General features: G+C 70.1%; 29 protein-coding genes. 9 read left to right on the top strand and 20 right to left on the bottom strand.

Annotated features, from left to right (window positions below; genetic code table 11):
* Positions 1-137 precede the first annotated feature (137 nt).
* Entirely contained in the window at positions 138-2,516 is a 2,379-nt protein-coding gene (locus tag EFA46_RS09940) for an amino acid permease (RefSeq protein WP_255494064.1), read from the top strand.
* Positions 2,517-2,690: 174 nt separating this feature from the next.
* Here the strand turns inward: EFA46_RS09940 and EFA46_RS09935 are convergent, their stop codons facing one another.
* The 11 genes from EFA46_RS09935 to EFA46_RS09885 all read right to left on the bottom strand — a co-directional run bounded on the left by EFA46_RS09935 (position 2,691) and on the right by EFA46_RS09885 (position 10,584).
* The gene (locus tag EFA46_RS09935) at positions 2,691-3,758 is read right to left on the bottom strand and encodes a hypothetical protein (RefSeq protein ID WP_123076207.1); all 1,068 of its coding nucleotides are present in this window, start codon (positions 3,756-3,758) and stop codon (positions 2,691-2,693) included.
* Positions 3,751-5,025, bottom strand: coding sequence for a Dyp-type peroxidase domain-containing protein (locus tag EFA46_RS09930; RefSeq protein ID WP_123076209.1), 1,275 nt, complete (start codon positions 5,023-5,025; stop codon positions 3,751-3,753). The genes EFA46_RS09935 and EFA46_RS09930 overlap by 8 nt, the downstream gene beginning before the upstream one ends.
* Before the next feature lie 48 nt (positions 5,026-5,073).
* A complete protein-coding gene (locus EFA46_RS09925; protein ID WP_123076211.1) occupies positions 5,074-5,316 on the bottom strand; it encodes a hypothetical protein in 243 nt (80 codons plus the stop codon).
* 74 nt (positions 5,317-5,390) lie between these two features.
* Positions 5,391-5,792 carry a hypothetical protein gene (locus tag EFA46_RS09920; RefSeq protein WP_255494063.1) on the bottom strand — a complete coding sequence of 134 codons (402 nt, stop codon included), beginning with the start codon at positions 5,790-5,792 and terminating at the stop codon, positions 5,391-5,393.
* Positions 5,785-6,078, bottom strand: a complete 294-nt coding sequence (locus EFA46_RS09915; protein WP_123076213.1) for a winged helix-turn-helix domain-containing protein — start codon at positions 6,076-6,078, stop codon at positions 5,785-5,787. The genes EFA46_RS09920 and EFA46_RS09915 overlap by 8 nt, the downstream gene beginning before the upstream one ends.
* Positions 6,075-7,184: an ABC transporter permease gene (locus EFA46_RS09910; RefSeq protein ID WP_370529271.1), complete on the bottom strand. Its 1,110-nt coding sequence runs from the start codon at positions 7,182-7,184 to the stop codon at positions 6,075-6,077. Before EFA46_RS09910 ends, EFA46_RS09915 begins: the two co-directional genes overlap by 4 nt.
* A gap of 29 nt (positions 7,185-7,213) precedes the next feature.
* Positions 7,214-7,876, bottom strand: a complete 663-nt coding sequence (locus EFA46_RS09905; protein ID WP_123076215.1) for an ABC transporter ATP-binding protein — start codon at positions 7,874-7,876, stop codon at positions 7,214-7,216.
* Positions 7,873-9,078 (bottom strand): CARDB domain-containing protein, encoded by a 1,206-nt coding sequence (locus EFA46_RS09900; protein ID WP_148040659.1) that lies wholly within the window; start codon positions 9,076-9,078, stop codon positions 7,873-7,875. The genes EFA46_RS09905 and EFA46_RS09900 overlap by 4 nt, the downstream gene beginning before the upstream one ends.
* Positions 9,079-9,341: 263 nt before the next feature.
* Positions 9,342-9,755 (bottom strand): hypothetical protein, encoded by a 414-nt coding sequence (locus EFA46_RS09895; RefSeq protein WP_255494061.1) that lies wholly within the window; start codon positions 9,753-9,755, stop codon positions 9,342-9,344.
* Positions 9,745-10,038 (bottom strand): winged helix-turn-helix domain-containing protein, encoded by a 294-nt coding sequence (locus EFA46_RS09890; RefSeq protein WP_123076218.1) that lies wholly within the window; start codon positions 10,036-10,038, stop codon positions 9,745-9,747. The genes EFA46_RS09895 and EFA46_RS09890 overlap by 11 nt, the downstream gene beginning before the upstream one ends.
* 42 nt (positions 10,039-10,080) lie before the next feature.
* A complete protein-coding gene (locus EFA46_RS09885; RefSeq protein WP_123076220.1) occupies positions 10,081-10,584 on the bottom strand; it encodes a PadR family transcriptional regulator in 504 nt (167 codons plus the stop codon).
* Positions 10,585-10,677: 93 nt separating this feature from the next.
* On the opposite strand from EFA46_RS09885, the gene EFA46_RS09880 reads away from it, so the two are divergent.
* Both EFA46_RS09880 and EFA46_RS09875 read left to right on the top strand, forming a co-directional pair.
* Positions 10,678-11,025, top strand: coding sequence for a winged helix-turn-helix domain-containing protein (locus EFA46_RS09880; RefSeq protein WP_123076222.1), 348 nt, complete (start codon positions 10,678-10,680; stop codon positions 11,023-11,025).
* Between the two features lie 91 nt (positions 11,026-11,116).
* Positions 11,117-11,383 (top strand): hypothetical protein, encoded by a 267-nt coding sequence (locus EFA46_RS09875; RefSeq protein WP_123076224.1) that lies wholly within the window; start codon positions 11,117-11,119, stop codon positions 11,381-11,383.
* On the opposite strand, the gene EFA46_RS09870 is transcribed toward EFA46_RS09875, so the two are convergent.
* Positions 11,380-12,693 (bottom strand): MFS transporter, encoded by a 1,314-nt coding sequence (locus tag EFA46_RS09870; protein WP_123076226.1) that lies wholly within the window; start codon positions 12,691-12,693, stop codon positions 11,380-11,382. The genes EFA46_RS09875 and EFA46_RS09870 overlap by 4 nt on opposite strands.
* 192 nt (positions 12,694-12,885) lie before the next feature.
* On the opposite strand from EFA46_RS09870, the gene EFA46_RS09865 reads away from it, so the two are divergent.
* Entirely contained in the window at positions 12,886-13,170 is a 285-nt protein-coding gene (locus EFA46_RS09865; protein ID WP_123076228.1) for a hypothetical protein, read from the top strand.
* Here EFA46_RS09865 and EFA46_RS09860 read toward each other — a convergent pair.
* The 4 genes from EFA46_RS09860 to EFA46_RS09845 form a co-directional block, all read right to left on the bottom strand.
* Positions 13,167-13,931, bottom strand: coding sequence for a PHP domain-containing protein (locus tag EFA46_RS09860; protein ID WP_123076230.1), 765 nt, complete (start codon positions 13,929-13,931; stop codon positions 13,167-13,169). The genes EFA46_RS09865 and EFA46_RS09860 overlap by 4 nt on opposite strands.
* A gap of 76 nt (positions 13,932-14,007) precedes the next feature.
* Positions 14,008-14,901: a hypothetical protein gene (locus EFA46_RS09855; RefSeq protein WP_123076232.1), complete on the bottom strand. Its 894-nt coding sequence runs from the start codon at positions 14,899-14,901 to the stop codon at positions 14,008-14,010.
* A gap of 129 nt (positions 14,902-15,030) precedes the next feature.
* Complete coding sequence (locus EFA46_RS09850) at positions 15,031-15,861, bottom strand: MBL fold metallo-hydrolase (RefSeq protein ID WP_123076234.1); 831 nt, start codon at positions 15,859-15,861, stop codon at positions 15,031-15,033.
* Between the two features lie 46 nt (positions 15,862-15,907).
* Positions 15,908-16,099 carry a hypothetical protein gene (locus EFA46_RS09845; protein WP_123076236.1) on the bottom strand — a complete coding sequence of 64 codons (192 nt, stop codon included), beginning with the start codon at positions 16,097-16,099 and terminating at the stop codon, positions 15,908-15,910.
* Positions 16,100-16,247: 148 nt separating this feature from the next.
* Between EFA46_RS09845 and dph2 the strand changes: the two genes are divergently transcribed.
* The 3 genes from dph2 to EFA46_RS09830 all read left to right on the top strand — a co-directional run bounded on the left by dph2 (position 16,248) and on the right by EFA46_RS09830 (position 18,621).
* On the top strand, positions 16,248-17,282 hold the full coding sequence (gene dph2, locus EFA46_RS09840; RefSeq protein ID WP_123076238.1) for a diphthamide biosynthesis enzyme Dph2: 1,035 nt from the start codon (positions 16,248-16,250) through the stop codon (positions 17,280-17,282).
* A gap of 155 nt (positions 17,283-17,437) precedes the next feature.
* Positions 17,438-17,962: a hypothetical protein gene (locus tag EFA46_RS09835; protein ID WP_123076240.1), complete on the top strand. Its 525-nt coding sequence runs from the start codon at positions 17,438-17,440 to the stop codon at positions 17,960-17,962.
* Positions 17,963-18,006: 44 nt separating this feature from the next.
* Positions 18,007-18,621 (top strand): METTL5 family protein, encoded by a 615-nt coding sequence (locus EFA46_RS09830; protein WP_123076242.1) that lies wholly within the window; start codon positions 18,007-18,009, stop codon positions 18,619-18,621.
* Here EFA46_RS09830 and EFA46_RS09825 read toward each other — a convergent pair.
* Positions 18,618-20,417 carry a rhomboid family intramembrane serine protease gene (locus EFA46_RS09825; RefSeq protein WP_255494060.1) on the bottom strand — a complete coding sequence of 600 codons (1,800 nt, stop codon included), beginning with the start codon at positions 20,415-20,417 and terminating at the stop codon, positions 18,618-18,620. The genes EFA46_RS09830 and EFA46_RS09825 overlap by 4 nt on opposite strands.
* Positions 20,418-20,531: 114 nt before the next feature.
* Here EFA46_RS09825 and EFA46_RS09820 point away from each other — a divergent pair, with 114 nt between their 5' ends.
* Positions 20,532-20,813 carry a DNA-directed RNA polymerase subunit L gene (locus EFA46_RS09820; protein ID WP_123076244.1) on the top strand — a complete coding sequence of 94 codons (282 nt, stop codon included), beginning with the start codon at positions 20,532-20,534 and terminating at the stop codon, positions 20,811-20,813.
* Here the strand turns inward: EFA46_RS09820 and EFA46_RS09815 are convergent.
* Both EFA46_RS09815 and hisF read right to left on the bottom strand, forming a co-directional pair.
* Positions 20,806-21,186 (bottom strand): hypothetical protein, encoded by a 381-nt coding sequence (locus tag EFA46_RS09815; protein WP_123076246.1) that lies wholly within the window; start codon positions 21,184-21,186, stop codon positions 20,806-20,808. The genes EFA46_RS09820 and EFA46_RS09815 overlap by 8 nt on opposite strands.
* A gap of 110 nt (positions 21,187-21,296) precedes the next feature.
* Positions 21,297-22,109 (bottom strand): imidazole glycerol phosphate synthase subunit HisF, encoded by an 813-nt coding sequence (gene hisF / locus EFA46_RS09810; protein WP_123076248.1) that lies wholly within the window; start codon positions 22,107-22,109, stop codon positions 21,297-21,299.
* 105 nt (positions 22,110-22,214) lie between these two features.
* Between hisF and EFA46_RS16220 the strand changes: the two genes are divergently transcribed.
* Positions 22,215-22,349, top strand: a complete 135-nt coding sequence (locus EFA46_RS16220) for a hypothetical protein (protein ID WP_255494059.1) — start codon at positions 22,215-22,217, stop codon at positions 22,347-22,349.
* Here the strand turns inward: EFA46_RS16220 and EFA46_RS09805 are convergent.
* Positions 22,315-22,689 carry a hypothetical protein gene (locus EFA46_RS09805; protein WP_123076252.1) on the bottom strand — a complete coding sequence of 125 codons (375 nt, stop codon included), beginning with the start codon at positions 22,687-22,689 and terminating at the stop codon, positions 22,315-22,317. The genes EFA46_RS16220 and EFA46_RS09805 overlap by 35 nt on opposite strands.
* Between the last annotated feature and the right edge of the window lie 45 nt (positions 22,690-22,734).

Raw genomic sequence — 22,734 nt, 5'->3', positions numbered from 1 at the left:
TCTCCGTCGGGGCGTCAGCCGGTGAGCCGCCGAGTCGCGCATTCGGCCCTCGACGGCGATAGCGGGCGCCTCCGATAGGTCGCACGGCTCGCCCGCAGGTCAGTAGTCTTTTTACTGCGACATCCAACGAACCGATAATGAGTGAAGACGCCAGCGGAGGGAACGTCGAGGCCGAACTCTCCCGCGACATGGGGCTGTTCGGCATCACGTTCATCGGCATCGGCGCGATGATCGGAGCGGGCGTGTTCGCCCTCACCGGATTCGCGGCGGGACTCGCCGGGCCCGCGCTGCTCGTCGCGTTCCTACTGAACGGCGTCATCGCCTCGCTCACGGCGATGTCGTACGCGGAACTCGGCTCCGCGTTCCCGCGTAGCGGGGGCGCGTACAACTGGGTGACCGAAGCCCTCCCCAGACCGTGGGGCTTCTTCACCGGATGGACGAACTGGTTCGCACAGGCCGTCGCGTGCGCGCTCTACGCTGTCACCTTCGGCTCGTTCTTCAGCGAGTTCCTCGTCATTCTCGGGTTCCTCCACCACGACTTCCTCCTGTTCGGCGTGGTCGGGAAGTCGATCCTCGACAAACTCCTCGCCGCCGTCGTCGTCGCCTTCTTCGCGTACATCAACTATCGCGGCGCCGAGGAGACCGGGAAGATCGGTATCGTCGTCACCACGATCAAGGTCATCATCCTCGGCCTCTTCGTCGTCTTCGGCGCGCTCGCGACGTTCGAGGACCCGACGTGGCCGTCGAAGTTCTTCGGCGAACAGGGCTTCTTCGCGAACGGTCTCACGGGCGTCCTCGCCGCGATGGGCTTCACGTACGTCGCTTTCGAGGGCTACGACATCATCGTCCAGTCCGGCGAGGAGGTCATCGACCCCGGAGTCAACATCCCGAAGGCGATCTTCTACTCGCTCGTCGTCGTCATCCCGATCTACGTCCTCGTCGCGTTCGCCGCGCTCGGCGGCATCACGATCACGCAGGACCTCCTGACCTTCGCCGGCGTCTCCGGGACGCCGGCGGACTGGGCGACGTGGAACCTCCTCGGTGAGCTCGGCGAACTCGGCATCATCCAGGCCGCCGGCCAGTTCGTGCCCTACGGCCTCCCGCTCCTCCTCATCGCGGGGCTGACCGCGACGATGAGCGCGCTGAACGCGACGCTCTACGCGTCCTCGCGCATCGCGTTCTCGATGAGCCGCGACAAGCTCTTCCCGGACGCGATGTCGAGCATCCACCCGGAGACGCGCGCGCCCTACCTCGCCATCATCGTCTCCGCGACCATCATCGGGCTGATGGCGCTCACGCTCCCCATCGAGTCCGTCGCGGCGTCCTCTTCGGTGATGTTCCTCCTCCTGTTCTCGATGGTGAACGTCGCCGTCATCGCGATGCGGAAGAACCGCCCGGACCTCGAACGGCCGTTCGAGGTGCCGTTCATGCCCGTGATCCCGATACTCGGCATCGTCTTCCAGCTCCTCCTCACGCCGTTCCTCCTCACGTCGCTCGGCCTCTCGCCGGGCGTCGGCCCGCAGTCCGAGGGGTTCGTCGCGCTCGTCACGATGATCATCTGGTTCGCGCTCGGGACCGCAGTCTACTACGGCTACAGCGAGGCCCGCGAGCGCGAGCGCATGGAGGAGCAGGCCCCGACGGTCGTCCACGAGCGGACGCCGAGCGAGCGCGAGAGCCAGATCCTCGTCCCGATTGCGAACCCCGAGCACGCCGAGCAGTTCATGCGGACCGCAGTCGACCTCGCGAAGGAGCGCGACGCCGAAATCCTCGTGATGAGCGTCGTCACCGTCCCGCAGCAGACGCCGCTCGACGAGGGCCGGCAGTTCGTCGACGAGAAGCGCGACGTCCTGCGTGAGGCGATGACGGTCGCGGAGGACGCGGACGTCCCCGTCAATGGGACGGTCCGCATCGGCCACGACGTCGCCCAAGCCATCCTGAACACGATCGAGCAGGAGGGCAGCGACGCCGTCCTCATGGGGTGGCGTGGGCGCTCGCGCCGCCGCGACTTCGTGCTCGGGAGCAACCTCGACACCGTCGTCACGGACGCGGACTGCGACGTCCTCGTTGAGCGGGTCGGCGCGTCCGACGGGTCGGTTGAGGAGCTTTTCCTTCCGACTGCGGGCGGTCCGCACGCCGAACTCGCGGCGGAAATCGCGGGCGCGATTGCGCGCTCACAGGACGCGCACGTCACCGTCTCGCACGTCGTCTCCACGGGTGCGGACGCCGAGGAGCGCGCGGACGCCGAGGAGCGCATCCAGGACACCATGGACGTCCTCGGTGACGTCGCGGCCGACAGCCAGCTCGTCGAGGGCGACGACGTCGCGGACGCCATCGTGGAGCGCGCGAACGACTACGACCTCACGGTCATCGGCGCGACCCGCGAGAGCCTCCTCCAGCAGCTCACCTTCGGCGCGATACCCGAGGAGGTCGGTCGGCGCGTCGACACCTCGGTCATCATGACGAAGCGCTACCTCGGCATCACGAGCCGCCTCCAGCGGTGGTTCTCGCGAACGTAAGTGAGCGAGAGCCCAGCGGGGCTTCGCTCCGCGTTGGTTCAGTCGGACGTGAGGACGACTGAACCCAGCAGCCGCTAGGCTGCCTCGGTTCTCGCGAACGTAAGCGAGCGAGAACCCAGCGGCCGATAGGGCGTGTCGGCTTTCGCGAGTCCGGTGTCGCTCTCGTCCCGCCGCTCACTCCCCGGTAGACGCGTCGATGGTGACGGCGGGCATGTCGAGGAAGGCGGTCTCGTAGCCCTCGTGGCGCGAGACCTGCGGGGGAGCGGTGACGGTGACGTCGACCGTCTCGGGCGCCGCGTCGAGGACGACGCCGTAGTGGTGGCCGATATCGGGGTCGAGCGTCTCGGTGAGGTCGCGCGTCTCGCCGGCGATTTCGGCTCGGAGGCCGGTCATCGGGAGCGGGTAGCGGTTGTAGGGCGTCCTGACGGAGACGGCGAGGTAGCACTGGGAGTCGTCGCCGCCGTAGGCCGTGGCGTCGTCGAGAACGGTGGCGACGAGCGCGGCGTCGCCGGTCGTCGCGGTGCCGAGGACGCGCCCCGGGAGGTCGGCGGGGGCGGGGACGCCGCCGGCGGGGAGCATCTCCATCCCCATCGGGTCGACGGCGCCGCGCTCGCCGGCGTCGCGTCGGTATCGGCGGGAGACGGCGTCGAGTTCGGCCTGCGAGTAGGCGAGCGAGAAGTCGAACGTGACGGCGTCGGGGCCGCCGGCGAGCGCGCCGGTGCGACGGACGGCGGGCGCGCCGACGCGCACGCTGACGTCGTAGCTGCCGCCGTCGCCGGGGAGGACGACGTTGTCGCCGAAGTGAAAGCCCATGCGCTGGGAGAGCATCGGCCACGGGGCGTCGGCGGTGACGAGCGTGTCGCCGTCGTAGAAGTGGAGCGTGGGTGCGCGGTCGGTGAGGACGGTGCCCGTCTCGGCGTGCCAGACGACGGGCATGACGTGGATGACGGCGGCGGCGCGCGCGGGGACACGGGTGGTCTCGCGGCCGGAGACGAGCCAGAAGCGATGCGGGCGCGTGTAGGTGAGCGCGCACCCGATCCCGTCGCGCATCTGCGCCCCGGACATCAGCATGCCGTCGACGTGCGAGGGGTAGTAGACGGCGTTCGGGCGGTCCGGGAGCGGGGGGTCGCCGGACTGCGAGCCCTGCGTCTCCTCGCGCGTGAGGTTGAGCGTCGAACAGCCCGCGAGGGCGCCGAGGCCGCCTGCGCCGAGGCCGGCGAGGAAGGCGCGGCGGTTAGGCATCGCCCTCGGGCGTGGGGAGGGCTCGCTTCGAGCGCGGCGGCACGAGGTAGTTCCCTCGGCTGGTGACGCTCATGTACTGGAGGATGCCGTTGTTGTTGCGCTGGCCGACCGGCGTTTCGGCGGCGAGGTCGGCGCCGGTCATGGCGTCGCGGGTGTCGAGGAAGTCGCCGATCTCGCGCTGGTAGCTGACGAAGTGGAGGCCGGCGTGCCCGCCGTCGGTGGAGTCGAAGTCGCGTCGGAGGATGATGGGGCGTCCGTCCTCGCGCAGCGAGAACATCTTCTGACTGTGCCCGACGACGCCGTCCTCGTCGGCGGCCCGCTCTGCGGGTTTGGCCTTCTCCATCTTCGCGTCCGACCCGAGGTTGTCCCCGGCGCCCTCCACGACGTCGTTCTCGGCGTGATAGGGACAGAACATCTTGCCGACGCGCTGCTCGCGGTCGTCCTGCTCGTACCACTGCTGGAGATTGAGGAGCATGTGCGAGACGTGCTGGGTGGTGCCGCCCGCGAACGCGCCCTCCTGGATGGTGACGCGGTCCTCGCTCGCCTGCGTCTTCTCGTAGGTGGACTTGAAGCCCATGTAGAGCGGGGCGTCCTCGGGGACGGGCTCGGAGTCGGGGACGCCGCGCACGTCCTGGTTCTCGGCGGGGAGGCCGTCGCCCGTGAAGCCGGTGCGGCGCTCCGCGACCGAGAAGACGTCCGTGAGCGTCGCGTCGACGGTGACGCCGTTGAGGGCGTCTTTTTCGCCTTTGAGCGCCTGCTCGACGGCGAGCAGGACGTGGCCGTGGTCGCTCGCCAGGTGGAGGGCGGCGTCGGCCGTGTCGAGGGCGGGGTCCTCGAAGGACGCCAGCGCCTCGGGCGCGGGCAGGTCGACGCGCTCGGGGAGCGACGACTCGAAGCGCTCGAAGTAGGACGGCGAGTACGCCATCGTCGAGAGGAGGCCGTCGTGACTCCACGCGTACGCGTCCTCGAGCGTCGCGAGCGCGCGCTCGACGGTCTCGCGCTCGCCCTCGGTGGGGGTGCCGTCGCCGTCGTAGTTGAGGAGGAGGAGGAGGCGGTGCGGGACGGGGACGGCGTTCCCGTGCTCGTCGCGCTCGACGAACGCGCCCCACGCGTGCTGGCGCTCCGGGAGCGACGTCGAGGAGCCGGTCGGGACGTCGGTGTCGTCCGTCCGGTCGAGGCACGCCGAGAGCGCGCTCGCACCGCCGATGGCGAGCGCGGACTTCACGAACGCCCGGCGGTCGATGCCGCGTGCGCGTCGTCCGGTCATACACCGGGGTTGGGGACGGGAGGTGAAATGCCGCGCGGTCGGGGCGGCTCACTCCTCGGCGGGGCGGACGTGCCAGCGCGTCCCGCCCGAGTACGCCCATCGCTCGACGACGACGCCGCGCTCGCCGTCGAATCGCGGGAGGAACTGGCCGATCTCGCTCGGCGTGAGCGCGACGTCGGCGGCGATGTCCTTGCTCTTGCAGTAGAACGCACCGTCGCGGACGCGCTCGCGGAGGTAGCGCTCGAGTCGGAGGGCTTTCGGGTTCCGGTCGTGTTGGTCGCCACAGTCCATCACGCGCGACAGTTGCGACGACGGGGACAAGTAGAGCCGCCGAGTTTCGCCCCGACTGAGGCACAAATTCCCCACTACGTCGCGCTCTGGTGGTAGAGGGTGAGCGCGGCGAGACACGCGAACAGGTCGGGGAGGAACGTGAACGCGCCGATCGGATCGGGCGGGCCGAAGCCGAACAGGAGGGGGAGCAGGGGGTTCGACGTCGCCGCGTAGAGCAGGAACGCGAGCGTGAACAGCAGGAGGCCCCGCGCGAACGGCGTCGGGACGTCGCGGTAGAGTCGCGCGTGCGTGACGAGGAGCGCACAGAGCGACGTCAGCGTCGCCGTGGAGAAGAACAGTTTCAGCCCGACGAGGACGCCGAAGACGCCCGGCGGATAGCGGGGAACGAGCAGGGTGGGTGCGGCGGAGGCGACGGCCGCCGAGACGGCGACGGTGACGGCGCAGAGGGCGAGCGTTCTCCGTGCGCGCTCACTCATCCGCGTCCTCCGTGGCGCCGAGGCGGTACGCATACGACGCGACGCGGTCCGCCGGAAAGTACGTCTCGCCGTAGCCGTCGCCGACGGACGTGAGCGCGCCGCGCTCGCGCAGACGCCGCAGGTGGTGTTGGGCCGTCCGGTAGTGGAGGTCGAGCGCGTCGGCGAGCTGGTTCGTGTTCCGGGGACGCTCGCAGAGCGCGCGGACGACGCGGCGGCGGTTCTCGTTCTCCGCGATCCACTCGAGGAGCCGGCGAGTGTGCTCGTCCGGAGCGGCGCGGTCGCTCATCCCCGGAGGGCGTCGACCGGCGACTCGTTCGCGGCCTTCCACGCGGGGTAGAACCCGCTGAGGACGCTCGCGACGACCGCGAACGCGAGGCCGTAGAGGAGGTACTGCGAGCTCGCCCACTGGAGGACGGCCGTCGCGTCGCCCGCGAGCACGCTGAAGAGCACCAGCCCGACGCCGAGGCTCCCGAGCGCGCCGACGAGTCCGCCGAGCACGCCGAGGAAGGCGGACTCGGTGAGGATCATGCGCAGCACCTCGCCGCGCCGGATGCCGACGGCGCGCAGGACGCCGATCTCGCCCCGGCGCTCGATGACGCTCATCAGCATGACGTTCAGGATGGCGACGCTCGCGACGACGAGCGAGATGCCGCCGATGCCGAGGAGCGCGGTCTGGAGCGTGTCCATGAAGCCCCCGATGTTCTGCTGGACGCCCGAGTAGCTCTGTATCTGGAGGGCGGTCTCGTCCTCCGTGTTGAAGTACGCGTCCAGGTCGCCGGAGAGCGCGCTCGCAGCGTCACCGTCCTCGGCGATGACCGTCACCGAGTCGTAGTACTGCTGGTCGGAGAGCGCGGAGACGGGGAGGACGAGTTCGCCCCGGCCGCCGCCCGGCCCGAAGCCGGTCTCGGACTCGATGAACCCCCGGACCCGATAGAGGTGGCCGTCGTACTCGACGGGGTCGCCGAGTTCGAGGCCGAGCTGTTGGGCGGTGCTGTTTGTGACGAGCGCGCCCGTGGTCAGCCGGCTCGGCGACTCGCCCGCCGACACGTCGTAGAGCGCGGCGGCGTTCGTCACCCCCGTGACGCTCACCCGCGCCGTCGCCCCGCTCCGCGAGGTGAGCTCGGTGTTGTTCGTCTTCTGCGGGACGACCGTCGCGTCCGCCGCGATGCTCTCGATCTCCGAGAGCTGGTCGTCGGTGAGGCCGTCCGTGTCGAGGTCCTCGCCGGCGGAGACCGACACCTGATTCGTCAGGCTGCCGAGCTGTGAGGAGGCCTGCTGTTGGATCGCGACGGTCGCCATGCCGAGCGAGGCAATCGCCATGACGCCGATGATGATGCCGAGCGCGGCGAGCACGGTCCGCATCCGGTTCCGTCCGAGGTTCCGCCACGCCATCAGGACGCTCGGGAAGCGCCAGAGGAGGCTCACTGTACCACCCCGTCGACGATGCGGACGACGCGGTCGGCGTACGCCGCCATCTGCTCGTCGTGCGTGATCGCGACGATGGCGATGTTCTCCTCCTCCTTCAGTCGCGCCATCTCGTCGAGGATGGTGCGGCCGGTCGCCTGATCGAGGTTCCCGGTGGGTTCGTCCGCGAGGAGGACGTCCGGTTCGTTGATGAGCGAGCGCGCGATGGCGACGCGCTGCTGTTGGCCGCCGGAGAGCTCGTCCGGGGTGTGGTCGAGGCGCTCGCCGAGGCCGACGCGTTTCAGGAGGGCAATCGCGCGCTCGTGTCGGTCGACGTCCGTGTCCCACATCGAGGGGAGTTCGACGTTCTCGACGGCGTTCAGCATCGGGAGGAGGTGGAAGTCCTGAAAGACGAACCCGAGCTCCGAGCGGCGCTCCTCGGTGCGTTCGTCCTCGCTCGCGTCCGTGACGTCGCGGCCGTCGAGGTGGACAGTTCCTTCGCTCGGCGTGTCGAGCAGGCCGATCATGTTGAGCATCGTGCTCTTCCCGCTCCCGGACGGGCCGGTGACGACGACCATCTCGCCGCGCTCGGCGTGGAAGTCAACGTCCTTCAGCGCGACGACGGTCTCGGGGCCGCTCTCGTAGCGCTTGACCACGGAGTCGAGTTCGATGACGCTCATTCGCGGTTCCAGAGGTAGTAGAGGCCGCCGCCGAGGGCGACGAGCACGGCGACCAGCCCGACGAGGGCGGGGCCGCTGGTGAGCGTGGCGACGATGCCGCCGCTTCCGCTCGACGCCGGCGGGCCGCTCATCCCGCTCGGCGCACCCGACGCACCGGCGGACTGGTTCGTCGACGCGCCGCCGGTCGAGGCGACGCTGATGCTTTGTGTCGTCGTCACGCGCTCGCCGCCGACGAGATAGGTGAGTTCGACGGGAATCGACGTGACGTCCCCGCTAACCGAGGCGTCGAGCTCGAAGGTCGCGAACTCGCTCGCGTCCACGGAGCCGACGAAGTACTCGCCGGCGCCGCCGGACGGCGCGACGCTCCCCGAGTCCTGCACGCTGACGAGGAGGGAGTCGACGTCCGTCCCGCCGACGTTCGCGGCGTCGCCGTCGAGCGTGACGGTCGACCCGCTCTGCGTCGCCTCGACGCCGGTCAGCCGGATCCGCCCGGTGACCTCGTGTTCGAGGGCGACGGTGCGCGTGGTCTCGTGCGTCTCGCCGTTCGCGGTGTAGCTCGCGCGGAACGTGACGGTGTCGGCGTCGTAGCCCTCGGTGTCGAAGGCGACGCTCCGGCTCTCGGCGGGGTCGACGTCGAAGGTGTACTGGCTGTCGAGGACGTCACCGTCCGCGAGCGTCTCGATGGCGACGTCGGTGAAGTTCACGTTCCCGTAGTTCGTTAGCGTCGCCGTCGTCCGCCCGGAGTCGTTCGTGGTCGTCGAGAGGCCGGCCTTCACGACGGGGTCCTCGACGTCGACCGACACCGGGTACTCGTAGCTCGTGTGCTCACCGTCGGCGTCGCGGACGGTGACGTGGACGGTGAGGCGCTGCTCGCCCGCGCTGTCGAAGGACGCCGTCAGCGGCACGGTGAGGGTGCTACCGGGCGCGATGGAGCCGACGTCAGTGGTGCGTCCGTACTCCGTCGAGCGTCCGGACTTCCGCAGGTAGACGGCCGTCACGTCGACGGTCCCGTTCGTGCTCGCGAGGTTCGAAATCGTCGTCTCGACAGTGACCGATTCGCCGGTCGTGGGGTCGTCCGGCGAGACGGTGACCGAGGAGAGCTGTACGTCCGGTTGGTCGGCGCTCACGGCCGTGACAGCCCCGGTGAGCGCGCTCGCGACGACGAGCACAGCGAGGGCGGCGCTCCGCCACGTCCGTCTCACGCCCGCGTCACCTCCGCGAGGGCGACGGTCGGTGTCCGATGCGATGCGTCGGTGCCGCTCGGGTCGTGTGTCGCGAGCGGCGGTGCGATGGATAGCGTCTGCACACTCGCCCGAACGACACGCCTCCTAAAGTCAAATTTCCGAGATTACGCCGGAGTTAGGCACAACGGAGGCACAAATTCGGCGGAGAAGTCGCGGCGTTCGGGGACGCTCGCGGCGCCGCCGCGACGCTGAACGCGCGACGCATCCCGGCATCCCCGGACTTACGTCTGGCTCTGGTAGAAGAGGACGACGATGGCGACTGCCACGAAGACGTCCGGGAGGAAGCCGAACGGCCCGAGCGCCGGATGCGGCGGGAAGCCGAAGAGGAGCGCGACGAGCGGGTTCGCGGAGAGTGCGTAGAGCAGGAGCGCCAGACTCGTCACGAGGAGGCTGAGCGTGTACTTGTTCGGGAGGTCGCGGTAGACGTCGACGTACGCGGCGACGAGCGCGACGAGCACCGCGAGGTTGAACGTCGCGACGCCGAACTTCACGCGGACGAGCGTTTCCACGAGCGAGTTCGACAGCTCCGGTGGGAGCGGGACGCTCGGGGCGAGGAGACCCGCGAGCGCGCCGCACACTCCCGCGAGCGCGACGACGAGCGCCGTCTTCGCCAGCGGTGTGACGTTACGCGTCATCGATGTCGATGTCGGCCTGTTCGGCGATCTCCTCGAGGATGTCGAGGTTCTCGGTCAGTGCGTCTGTGAGGAAGTACATCTTGCCGTAGTTGTCTCCGCGCGTCGTGACGACGTCGTTCTCCTCCAGCACCTCGAGGTGGTGCTGGACGGTCTTGTAGTTCAACTCGAGTTCGTTCGACAGCTGGTTCGTGTTCATCGGTCGGCGCTGGAGGGCGCGGACGATGCGTAGGCGGTTCTTCCCGCCACGCGACCCGCCGATGAGCCACCAGAGCAGCTGTCGCATTCCCTCGAAAATGGGCGACGAGCGAACGAAATAGGTACCGGTCTAGAAGAGGTCGCCGTCGGCCAGCGCGCGCTCGAGGAAGCGACCGATAGCGAGGTGCTGGAGCATCGCCTCGCGCACGCGCGCCTCCGCTTCGGCGTCGTCCGAAATCGTGTACTCCTTCGTGCGCACCATCTCGCGGACGGCGACCGTGCCCTCCGCGTCCATGTCGTGGAGGCGCGGGTAGACGGTGCCGGGGCTGAGTCGCGCGTCGAAGCGCTGGTCGAGGTCGTCCATCAGCTGCTTGCCGTGCGTCCCGTCGGCGCGCGCGGCGATGAGGACGAGGAGGAGTTCGTCGAGGCTGTGCTTGACGATGTCCTCGTCGAAGCGAAAGCCCTCGGCGTCCGCGTCCAGCGACACCAGCGCGTCCTCGAGCAGCTCGGCGGGCCGCACGGCCGCCTCGTCGCTCGACGCGTCGGCGTCGAGTTCGCGCAGCAGGCTCTCGACGGTAATCTCCTCGGGCGCCGACCCGGACGATTCCACCGTCCCTCCCCAGTGCTCCTTCATGCCCCGTACGACGCCGCGCGGATAGTTAAGGAACGGAGAGTGGTTTCACGCTTTGAGAAAGCTTCATCTAGCGGGGTACCGACGACTCGAACAGTGTCACCCGTGGGGGCCGACGACCTACTCGACGCGCTCGGCGACCCGCGCGCTCGCGCGGTGCTCGCCGCCGTGAACGACGAACCGCGCTCCGCGAAGGAGCTCGCGGACGCGCTCGACGTCTCGCTCCCCACCGTCTACCGGCGCCTCGACGACCTGCAGTCCTGCGAGCTGGTCACCGCACGGACTGCCGTCGCGCCCGACGGCAACCACTACAAGCGCTACGCCGCGACGTTCGAGGAGCTCTCCGTCCGCCTCGAGGGTGACGAGTACGTCGTCGAGGTCCGCCGCGAGGACGACCTCGCGGACCGCTTCAGCGACCTCTGGTCGGAACTCGGTGGTGAGTGATGCGGGGGCGAGCGCGCGCGAGCCACGGCCGCGCGCCGAACCGACAGAACGGGTACGTTTATGCGTTCGGTGACGAACGTCGAAGCGACCGATGACGCTCGCGAGCATCGTCCTCGTCGCGCTCCGCCTCGTGCTCTTCGCGCTCACGCTCGGACTGACGCTCATCAGCTTTCAGGCCTATCGGCGCAACGGGACGCGGCGCCTCGAGTACGCCTTCATCGGCTTCGCGTTCGTCAGCATGGGCGTCGGGCTGACCGTGCTCTCCGACCAGCTCCCGACCGGCCCCGTCTTCGAGATCGGCGCGACGCTCCCGTTCATCGTCGGGTTCGCGACGCTCTACGTCTCCCTCTACCGCTAGTCGCCCGCGACGGCCTCGGGGGCGTCGTCGTCGCGCACCGTGTCCTCGACCTGCGTGTGGACGAGTATCGCGCCGAGGAGGGCGAGGACGCCGCCGAGGACGAACGGCGTCGCGTAGGAGATGGCGGCGAGCGCGCCGGAGACCAGCGGGCCGATGGCGACGCCGAGGCCGAACGCCATCGTGAGCACGGAGAGCTGGGTGCCGGACTGGCCGGCGCGCGCGTAGTCGCCGGCGAGCGCCATCGCGGGCGCGAAGACGGCGGCGCCAGCGATTCCCTGCACGAAGCGCGCGACGATCATCATCCACGGTTCGGTGACGAAGCCCTGTGCGAGCGTCGCCGGCGCGAGCAACAGGAGGCCGCCGAGGACGAACGGCTTGCGCCCATAGGTGTCGCTCGCGTCGCCGATCGGGGCCTGCAGGAGGACCTGTGCGAGGACGAACGCCGCGAACTCGATGCCGAACAGGAACGCGGTCTGGTCGAGACGGGCGTTCACCTGCGTCTCGATGGCGGCGAGGAGCGCGATGCCGATGGCCATGAAGAGCGAGGCGACGCCGAGCGTGAAGACGGGGTCGAGGAACTTCCCCTCGCGCTCGTGGTCGAGGACGGCTATCGAGAGGTCGTCGCCCGCGTCGGCCTCGACGGTCTCGGGGTCCTCGACGAGCAGCGTGACGAGGACGAAACTGAGGAGCGCGCCGGCGGCGGCGATGGTGAACGCGGCGTTGTAGCCGGTGAGGGCGCCGCCGAAGTAGGGGCCGCTGTGGACGAGGCCGCCCGCGAAGATGGGGCCGAGGCCGAAGCCGAGCAGGCGGAAGGTGTTGAAGACGCCCATGTTGTTCCCACGGGTGTCGTCGGTGGCGAGTTCGTTCACGAGCGCGATGGTGGCGGGCACGGTGAACGCGACGCCGAAGCCCTGGAGCGCGCGAATGACGAACAACTGGAGGTAGCTCCCCGCGAAGGCGTACGCGACGTTCGTCACGGCGAGGACGCCGAGGCCGAAGAGGACGAACGCGCGGCGTTTCTGCGTCCGGTCCGACCAGCGACCGGTGAACGGCTGGCCGAAGCTGTTGAGAAACCCGAACATCGAGAGGACGACGCCGACCGCGAGGCTCTCCGCGAGCGTGACGTCGAAGCCGCCGATGCCGACGGTGACGCCGCTGGTCGCCCCGCCCGCGATGACGTCGCCGATGAACAGCGGGAGGACGACGATGAGGAAGGAGTTGCCCAGCGAATCCATCGCTCGCGCGAGCGCGAGCACGAGAACGCGTCGGTCGACCGAGAAGAGCCGCCGAACGTAGCTGACTACGCCCATCGTCGTCCTCCGCGCGACGGCGCGTCCGCTAGCCGGTCGGTGTCGGACACGTAGAGACCCATTTACTGAACACACGGTCAGGAGCGATTAAAAGTGGTTTGGATGCGGCACGCTCCGCGCGCGAGTCGCCGGCGAGCGCGCGGCGGCCACCGGGAGCCGTGGGCTTTTGAGCGCGCCACCCCATCGGTGGGTATGAGCGAGAGCGAGACGACGCAGTTCGAGGAGGTCCGCGAGCAGGCCACGGAAGCGCTCGAACGCGACGACCTGACGTCCGTCTACCTCGGACTCCTCACCGACGACGGGGAGAACGAGTTCTTCTTCGGGAACGACACGGACGACCCGCGCGAGCTCCAGCAGACGGCGTCACGGCAGCTCGGGATGCTCTGTCGCGTGCTCGCGAACCAGTCCGACCTCACGGTCGAGCAGGTGGCCGACCTCGCCGCCCAGCGCGCGAAGGACCTCGGCGTCGAGCACTAACCCCGGAGCTCGCGCATCGACACCGGGTACGCGGGGACGAACGGCGCGCGCGACGTGACCGTGAAGACGCTCTTCCTGACGGCGCCCTTCGCGTACTGGCTGGCGCTCCGGCGGACGGGCGTGCGTCCGCCGTCGACGGCGGTCGCGCCGGTGCGAATCGCGTCGACGACGGCCTCGTAGTCGACGTTCGCGGGCGCGTCCGGGCCGGGGACCTCGACCTCGGTGTAGGCGCGCCCGACGTTCATCAGGTAGTGGGCGTCGCTCGAGCCGATACCGGGGAGGCCGCGAGCGCGCGCGAACCGCCGCGCGCGGCGGTTCCGGTAGCCCGTGAACAGCATCGAGTTGTAGACCTCGACGGCGTCCACGGGGGGGTCGGCCGAGGGCTCGTCCGGGACGAGGTGGCGGCGCTTGACGCCGTGGCGACTCCGCTGGAAGGGGTGTGCGGCGACCGCGACGCCGCCCAGTTCGCGGACGGCGTCGGCGGTCTCGCGATACCCCATCCCGGGGTCGGGGCACTCGGTGACGCCGATGGCGAGCAGGTGGCCGTGTTTCGTGGAGACCTCGACGCCGGGGACGCCCACCAGCCCGTAGTCGGGCGCGAGGCGGGCGGCGCGGAGCGACGCGTCGATCTCGTCGTGGTCGGTGATGACGACGCCGTCCAGACCGATGTCGGCGGCGTGCTCGAGGATGAGCTCCACGGGCTCGTGGCCGTCGTAGGAGGCGTCCGAGTGGACGTGGGGGTCCAGTCGGAGGGTAGACATACGTGAGGGGTAGGAGGGCCGGACGTATAGCCTTGATTCCCGAGGACGTGCCGTGTTCGCAGGTGCCGAACTCCGCTCAGGCGACCGGGAGCTCGGTGTCGACGCCGGCGGCAATCGCGTCGCGTACCGCCGCGAGCGCGTCCGTACGCATCTCGCTCTCGTTCTCCATGAGGACGGTTTCGCTCGGGAAGAGGCGCTCGCCGAGCGAGAGGCCGTGCGCGCGGGCGGTCGACCCGGTGACGGTGAGGTAGACGCCGAGACCGGCGTCGGCGATTGCGGCCTCCTCCTCCTCGCCCTCCTCGGGGTAGACGAACTCCACGCCGTCGAGTGCGTCGAGGCCGATGACGGCCTCCACGAGGCGCTCGTAGCGCGGCGAGATGCAGAGCGTCCCCTCGTACGCCTCGAGGAACGCCCGGTCCAGCGCGTCGACGCCGAGCGCGTCGCGGTCGCCCATCAGGGTGTGGTACACCGTGTCACCGAGGCCGGTGACGACGCGGACGTCCGTGTCCTGCGGGTCGATGCGCTCGTTCACGTCCGCGATGGACTGGAGGGGTTCCTCGCGGAGGCCGACGACCTCCTCGAGGACGAGGTCGGCGCTGTCGAAACCGAGCGCGAACTCGTGTTTGCGCAGCGCGCGGAACGGCTCCTCGCGTCCCACCAGCCGAACGGGGACGTCCGCGACGTCGAGCGTGAGGCTGTCGAAGACGACGCGGCGGGGCTTGCCCGCCCGGTCGTCGCGCAGGAGCGTGTAGTCGGCCTCGTAGGGGTCCGCGGGGTCGCTGTACGCGGCGAGGCGCTCGTAGACGCCCGCATCCGGCGTCGCCTTCCCCTTCGTCACGGCCTTCTCGTGGCGGAGCGTCTCAGTCACGTCCTCGACGACCCGTTGGGCGGACGGATGGCCCGCGAGCCGGTCCAAGACGGCTTCGAGCGGGCGGCCCTTGCGCGGGACGGCGACGGTGACTGGCTCCATCGTTGTCGGACACACGGGACGCGGCGGCTTACAGATTGCGTGAGACACCTCCACACTGTCCGCCGGCGCGGCCGGCGAGAAATAGGGACGCGCAACGCCGTGTGCGGGTTCGCGGCCGCTCGGCGCGCCTCAGAGGGTGATCCGGTCGCCGATTTCGACGATTTCGAGGTCGCGAGGGTACGCGAAGCTCTTCGCGTGGTGGTGGAGGACCGTCGGGTCCGCCGTCAGCCCCTTCCACATGTCGTAGTGCGTCGGGACGAGGCGGTCCACCCGGAGGTCGCTCGCGCACTCGATGATCTGGTTCTCGTCGTTGTACCAGCGCGTGCGGGCGGGCACGCCCGTCTCCTTGTCCGGGACGTTCCCGACGGTGCCGAACGCGAGCGCGGCCGCGTCGATGTCGAAGCGCTCGCCCACGTCACTGAAGGAGTCGCTCGGCTTGCTGTCGCCCGCGTGGAAGAACGTCCCGGCGTCGTGCTCGAAGACGTAGCCGACGGGGTGGGTGGCGTCGGCGTCGTCGGTCTCGACGACGTGGACGGTGAAGGACCCGACGTCGAGGGTGTCGCCCTCCGCGACCTCGACGAGCTGGTCGTCGCCGATGTCGTAGTCGGCTTGCCAGTCCTCCTCGGCGACGACGTCGAGGGAGTCGTCCGGCGCGTAGTAGTCCGCGCCCGTGGCTTCGAGTATCGGCGCCTGACTCCCCTCGTCGACGTGGTCGGTGTGCTCGTGGGTCGCGAACACCGCGTCCGCGTGCTCGACGTCGTCGGGGTCGAACGGCACCGGAATCATCCGAATCGTCCGCGGCGGACTGCCCGTGCCGACGTACGGGTCGACGAGGACGGTGGTGCCGTCGCTCGCCTTCAGGACGAAGCCGTTACAGCCGAGGTACCACGCGTCGACGCCGTCCGGGTCGGCGTCCGCGATCTCGCGGGGGAGCCAGTCGCCCCAGTCGCTCGTCGTCATGGACGGACGTGTGCGTGCGCCCGCCCTAAGCGTTCCGGGAGCGCCCTCACTCCTCGGCGTCGAGCGCCCGGGTGTAGCTGTCGCGACAGCTCTCGTCGCAGAACGCGTCGAAGGAGAGCGCGCCGCTCTCGCTCTCCCTGGTCGAGATCGGTTGCCACTCGTCCGTCCCGAGTTCGGCGCCGCAGTTCGCGCAGTAGTCGAACTCGGTGCCGTCGGCCGTGTCTTCGCCCTCGTTCACTGTCTCCTCCGACTGCCGCCACGCCCTCGAGTGAATTAACGGCCGTGGCTGGGTACTCAGGGCGGTCAAGTTCGCGCGGGGCCGCACGCGAGGGCGGGCGTCACCCGGAACGCCGAGGTTATACGGCGCGACGCAGTACACGAGGGCAATGAGTCAGGACGAGCGGTCGGCGGGCGACCTCCGGAACACTGGGATGTCGCTCAAGCACGACCGAACGTGGGACTACGAACTCGACCGCATCGTCGAGGCCGTCGAGGAGCGCGACGCCGAGAAGGTCGGCCTGCAGTTCCCCGAGGGGCTGAAGCGCCGCGCGCCGCACGTCGCCGATGACCTCCGGGAGCTCCTCCCCGACGACACGCGCGTGATGATCTCCGGGAAGCCCTGCTACGGCGCCTGCGACCTCGACACGTACATGATGCGCCGGACGGACGTCTTCGCCCACTTCGGCCACTCCCCGATGAAGGAGTCCGAGAAGATCATCTACGTCCCGCTCTTCTCGAACGTCGATGTCCTCCCGATCATGGAGGAGTCCCTCGAGGAGCTCGAGAAGGGCGACGTCGGCCTCGTCACGACCGCCCAGCACATGAACAAGTTCGACGAGATGCGCGACTACCTCGAGGAGCGGGGCTTCGACGTCCACACGCGCCGGGGCGACGAGCGCCTCACCCACGAGGGCCAGGTCCTCGGCTGTAACTACGCTTCGGCCGACATCGACGCCGACCAGATCCTCTACGTCGGCGGCGGGAAGTTCCACCCGCTCGGGCTGGCGATGGAGCACCCCGACAAGGACGTCGTCATCGCGGACCCCGTGAACAACGTCGTGACGCTCGCGGACACGGAGAAGTTCATGAAGCAGCGCTACGCCGCGGTCCACAAGGCAATGGACGCCGAGGAGTGGGGCGTCATCTTCTGCACGAAGATCGGGCAGGGCCGCTGGGAGACCGCGAACGAGATCGTCGAGAACAACGAGAACGCCTACCTCCTGACGATGGACGAGGTGACGCCCGACCGGCTGACGAACTTCGGGCTCGACGCCTACGTCAACACCGGCTGTCCGCGCATCACGACCGACGACGGCCCGCAGTTCAAACAGCCGATGCTCACCCCCGGCGAGTACGAGATCGCGGTCGGGAACAAGGAGCTCGACGAGCTCTCCTTCGATACCTTCCACGGGACGTGGTGAGCGCGGGTCGGTAGGACCGACGACACCGCGGGCGACCGTCGAAGCGGTACACGAATCGCGAGACGGGCGTGAGACCGGACGTGGCGCGTGCGGGCGAGCGCTGCGTGCGCACGACGCCCGCAATCACTTTGCCTCCGCCCGCCCTCGATGGCGGCATGGACCCCCTCGTTCTCCCGCTCCAACAGCTCGACCCGTTCGGCGTGCAGCAGTCGCTCGGCGTCGCCGGGCGCGCCGTCGGGACGTTCCTCGGGACGCTCATCGTCGGCGCTCTCCTGCTCGCGTTCGTCGACGAGTGGTTCGAGCGCCTGCTCGGCGTCGTCGACGAGGAGCCGATTCCGTCGTTCCTCTGGGGCATCGGGACGCTCGTCGTCTTCGTCTGCGTCGGCATCATCTTCGTCATCACCGTCATCGGGCTGCTCCTGCTCCTCCCGCTGCTCGTCGTCGGCCTCCTCCTGAAGTTCGCGGGCGACGCGCTCGTCTACGTCTACGTCGGCGGCCGCGCCGCCGAGGGCCTCGACTGGGAGACGTCGCGCTGGGGCCACCTCGTCGTCGGCGCCGTCTTCGCCGGCCTCGTCGCGGCCGTCCCCGCCGTCGGCGGCCTCATCAGCTTCGTCATCAGCAGTATCGGCGTCGGCGCCATCGTCCACACGTGGTACCGCAAGTACGACGAGTCGGCGTAGGCGACACCGACGCGGCTTTCCACGCGGACCCACTTTCACTCGGTATGAAGCGCGCGCTCGAGCAGCGACTCGCGGCCGTCGAGGGCTTTCGCGACCCCGACGTGACGCGCGAGCAGTACCCGACGCCGGCGGCCCTCGCGGCGCACCTCATCCACACCGCCGACCTGCAGGGCGACCTCTCCGGGGTGGTCGTCGACCTCGGGACGGGAACGGGGATGCTCGCGCTCGGCGCGGCCCTCCGTCGGCCGTCGCGCGTCGTCGGCGTGGACGTCGACCCGGGCGCGCTCGCGGTGGCGCGCGAGAACGAACGCCGCCTCAGCCCCCCACGGTCGGTCGCGTGGGTGCGCGGCGACGCGACCCGCCTCCCGCTCTCCGTCGGTGCCGACCCGACGGTGGTGATGAACCCGCCGTTCGGCGCGCAGTACGGCAACCGCCACGCGGACCGGCGCTTCCTCGCGACGGCCGCCGACCTCGGCGGCGTCTCGTGGTCGGTCCACAACGGCGGGAGCCGCGAGTTCGTCGAGTCCTTCGCGGCCGACGAGGGCGGCACGGTGACGCACGCGTTCGCGGCGGAGCTCGACCTCGCCAACCAGTACGACTTCCACACCGCAGAGCGCGAGGCCCTCGACGTCGAGGTCTTCCGCATCACGTGGGCCTAACTGTAGGTCTCCCTGGTCGCGACGGTGACGCGGGTCGCGCCGTCGCTCGCGACGATGCGCGTGCCGTCGCGCGCGAAGGTGAGGCCGCCGGCGCGCGTCGTCGCGTTCGCCGTGGGTATCGCCGCCCTGCCGAGCGTCGCGTTCGCGCGCATGACGGCGAGCGAGAAGTTCTCGCGGGTCGCGCCGACGGTGACGTTCCGGCCGTCGATGGTGAGCGCGGCGGTGGCGTTCGCGGACGCGTAGACGGGGTGCCACGCGCCCGTGGCGTTCGTCATCGCGACGCGGTAGACGGTGGGGGCGTCGACGGGCGTCCACCCGGTGCGTCTGACGCCGATGCGCTCGCTCCAGCCGACGCCGCCGACGCGGACGGTATCGTAGCCGGAGAACGCGAGCGAGCTTGTCGAGACGGCCTGCGTCCAGAGGTGTCTGTCCGGGTTCGAGACGATGACGCCGCTCGCGTTGACGCCCGTGGACTCGTTGAGGAGTTCGATGTCGATGGCGCCGACGCGCTCGTTCGGGACGTCCTCGGCGTAGGTGACGGTGTAGTCGCGGACGTGGACGGCGTCGTCGGCGTTCGCGGGCGGGCCGTCGGCGACGGTGGTGAGGTTGACGGGGACGGCGACGACGGCGGTGACGAGGAGCGGGAAGAGGAGGCAGAGCGCGCCGACCTGTCGGCGGGTGACGCCGAGGTCGACGCGCGCGGAGAGCGGGCGCGAGCGCGCGCGGACGCCGGCGGCGACGAGGAGGCCGAGCGCGACGACGAGGAGGACGCCGAGGCCGCGATAGAGGACGTAGGTGGCGGGGCCGCGATACCACCAGATGGCGTAGAGGGGGACGCTCGCGGCGTAGACGATGGTCGCGCCCCAGAGGCGGAACGCGCCGGGGCGCTCGTCGCGGGCGGCGACGAGGAGCGCGCCGCAGAGCACCCCCAGAAAGACGCCGGTCGCGTGGCCCTGCACGGCGACGCCCGCCCACCACGGGCCGCCGTAGGAGGGGCCGGCGGACGCGACGACGATGGGGTCGCGCAGGGCGTAGTAGACGGTGGAGACGAAGCCGCTCGCGGCGGTGGCGGCGACGGTGGCGACGGGGTAGCGCGTGAGCGCGAACGCGCCGAACGCGAAGACGACGCCCGAGAAGCCGATGATCGGCCCCCACGCGAGGAAGCTCGTGGCGACGGCGACGCCGGCGACGGCGAGCGGGAACGCGAGGACGCGCGCGTAGGGGTTCGTCCGGAGCGAGGAGAACGTCGCGTCGCCGCGCCGGCGCGGATAGTGGCTCCACGCGTACTCGGCGAGCGGCGCGTAGACGAGCGTCCCGAGGAGGTTCCCGGTGACGTGCCCGAGGCCGGCGTGCGCGAACGGCGCGGTGAGCACGCCGAGCGGGTAGAGGTAGGACCACGAGGTGAAGGGGAGCGAGAGCGGGTCGTAGGGCTGGGTCCACCCGCCCTGGACGAGCCAGTAGAAGCCCGCGACGCCGAGGACACAGAGGAGGGTGCCCCACGGGACGCCGAGGAGGAAGCGCGCGCGGAGGCGTCGGCCCCACGCGCTCGTCACGCCGTCGAGCGCGCGGACGAGCGCGAGCGAGCAGAGCGCGACGAGCGGGACGGCGGCGGCGAGCGCGGTGTCGAGCGGGAGGCCGAGCGCGGACGCGACGCCGATGCCGACGAACGGCCCGGCGGGGAGGCCGGCGCGCAGCGCGGTTCCGGGACGGACGGCGCGCAACGCGACGAGCACGACGACGAGGCCCCAGCACGCCACGGCGGCGGACGCGCCGGCGACGAACGCGGGCGAGACCATATACTCGCGTCTCGCCGCGCGTGCCCTTAAACGCCCGCGAGTTCGCGGTGCGGCGACGCCGACGTCGCCGCGGGCGACCGCAATGTTGAAACGGCGCAGAACCAACTCTAGGACATGGATCTCCGGGTCGTCGAACAGCAGGAGACGGAGCTGACTATCGAGATCGCGGGCGAAGACCACACCTTCATGAACGTCCTGAAGGGCGCGCTGCTGGAGCTCGACGACGTCGCCGCCGCGACGTACGACCAGAACCCCGAGCAGTCCGGTGGCCAGACCGAGCCCATCCTGACGCTGAAGACGGAGGGCGCGGACCCCATCGACTGCCTCGAACAGGGCGCGGCGCTCGTCGACGAGCAGATGAGCGAGTTCCGGACGGCGTTCGAAGCGGCTAGGTAGGCCGCGCGACGTCGAATCGGAGCGCTTCCCCCTCGTACTCGTACGTCCTCGGGAGCGACGCGTCCGCGACGAGCGCGCTCGCGTCGGTGGGCGTCGTGCGGACGCGGACGGTCACGACGCCGTCGCCGAGGTAGGCGAGCGCGGCCGCGACGGCGGGTCGGGCCGCGAGTCGGTCGGGGAGCCGTGGGTGCGAGTCACCGGCCTCGGCGCGCACGCGCCGACAGACGAGGAACGCGGCGTCGTCTCCGGCGCCCGCGAGTTCGACGTAGCGTGCCGTGTCGACGCCGACGGCACGCGTCACGGGGGGCGGGTCGTCACCGGGTCCGTCGGGCGAGACCGGCGTCACCGCCGGCTCGTGCGGTGGCTCTGACACGCGCGGAGAGTATAGACGGTTGATAAAAAACCTCGGGGGACGGCCGGGGGGCCACCGCGCCCTATCGCGAGGGCCGGTGCGGCGCGCTCGCGCTTCGTGTCGGGCGTGGCTTACAGTCGGACCGGAATCCCGTGCTCGTCGAGGTACTCCTTGACTTCCTCGATGGTGTACTCCTCGAAGTGGAAGATGGACGCCGCGAGCGCGGCGTCCGCGCCCGACTCGAAGGCCTCGCGCATGTGCTCGGGTTCGCCACAACCCGAGGAGGCGATGACGGGCGTCGAGACGGCGTCGCAGACCGCGCTCGTGAGCGGGAGGTCGTAGCCGTCCTTCGTCCCGTCCATGTCGATGGAGTTCACGAAGAGCTCGCCCGCGCCGCGCGCCTCGGCCTCCTCCGCCCACTCGACGACGTCGATACCGGTGCCCTCGCGTCCGCCCTTCACCGTGCACTCGAACCAGCAGGACTCGCCGTCCACCTGCTCGTAGTGCTCGCCCTCGTCGTCGAAGCGCCGGCGCGCGTCCACGCTGATGACGATGCACTGACTGCCGAAGGCGCGCGCACCCTCCGTGATGAGTTCGGGGCGCTGTAGGGCGCCCGTGTTGATGGAGACCTTGTCGGCGCCCGCGCGCAGCGTCTCCTTGATGTCGTCGGTGTCGCGGATGCCCCCGCCGACGGTGAGGGGGATGAACACCTCGTCCGCGACGTTCTCCACGACGTTCAACATCGTGTCGCGGCCCTCCGCGCTCGCCGTGATGTCGAGGAAGACGAACTCGTCCGCGCCCGCCTCGTTGTACTTCTTCGCGAGCTCGACGGGGTCGCCCGTGTACTCGAGGTCCTCGAAGTTCACGCCCGTGTAGACCGCCGCGTCCCCGTTCTCGTCGAGGTCCACGTCGATACACGGGATGACGCGCTTCGTGAGAGTCATGGCGAGTAGTACGAAACCACCCCCTGAAAAGGTGTCTGACTCGACGGGGGTCGTCCCGTGGGCCACTCCGAAAACGGAAAGTGCCTCCTCGCCGCGTGGGCGCGTATGGACACGACACACGAGGGCCGGACGACGTCGCCGATGCAGTCCTACTCGAAGACGCAGGTCGCCTACGGTGGGGTCGTCCTCGCGGTCGGGGCGTTCCTCACGTACGTCCTCCCGCTCGCGTTCGGGCTCTGAGGAGCGCGCCGCCGAGCGCGGTCGCCCACGCCGCGACGACGAGCGCGAGCGCCGCCGCTGGCGCGAGGGCGGCGCCCGCAACGAACCCGACGCAGAGCGTGAGGAGGAGGACGAGCCACGCGCCCGTGGCGGCGGGGAGCCCCTCGTGTGCCTCCGCGAACGCGAGAACGGCACCACCCGCGAGACCGCCGAGCGCGCCGACCGCGACGTCGGCGGGCGCGAACGCGGGGAGCACCCCGCCCCAGACGCCGACGTGGACGTAGCCGGTGACGAGGAGCGCGATGCCGACGGCCCACGCGAGCGTTCGCGTCGGCGAGTCCGTGTCCCTCCAGCGTGCCATGCCGACTCTCGCGTCGGCGAGCGACAAAAAGGCGGCCGTCGCCGT

The sequence above is a fragment of the Halarchaeum sp. CBA1220 genome (assembly GCF_003721175.2).
GTDB lineage: Archaea > Halobacteriota > Halobacteria > Halobacteriales > Halobacteriaceae > Halarchaeum > Halarchaeum grantii.
Note: the sequence above shows the minus strand (reverse complement) of the source record. Positions and strands in the feature narration are given on the sequence as shown.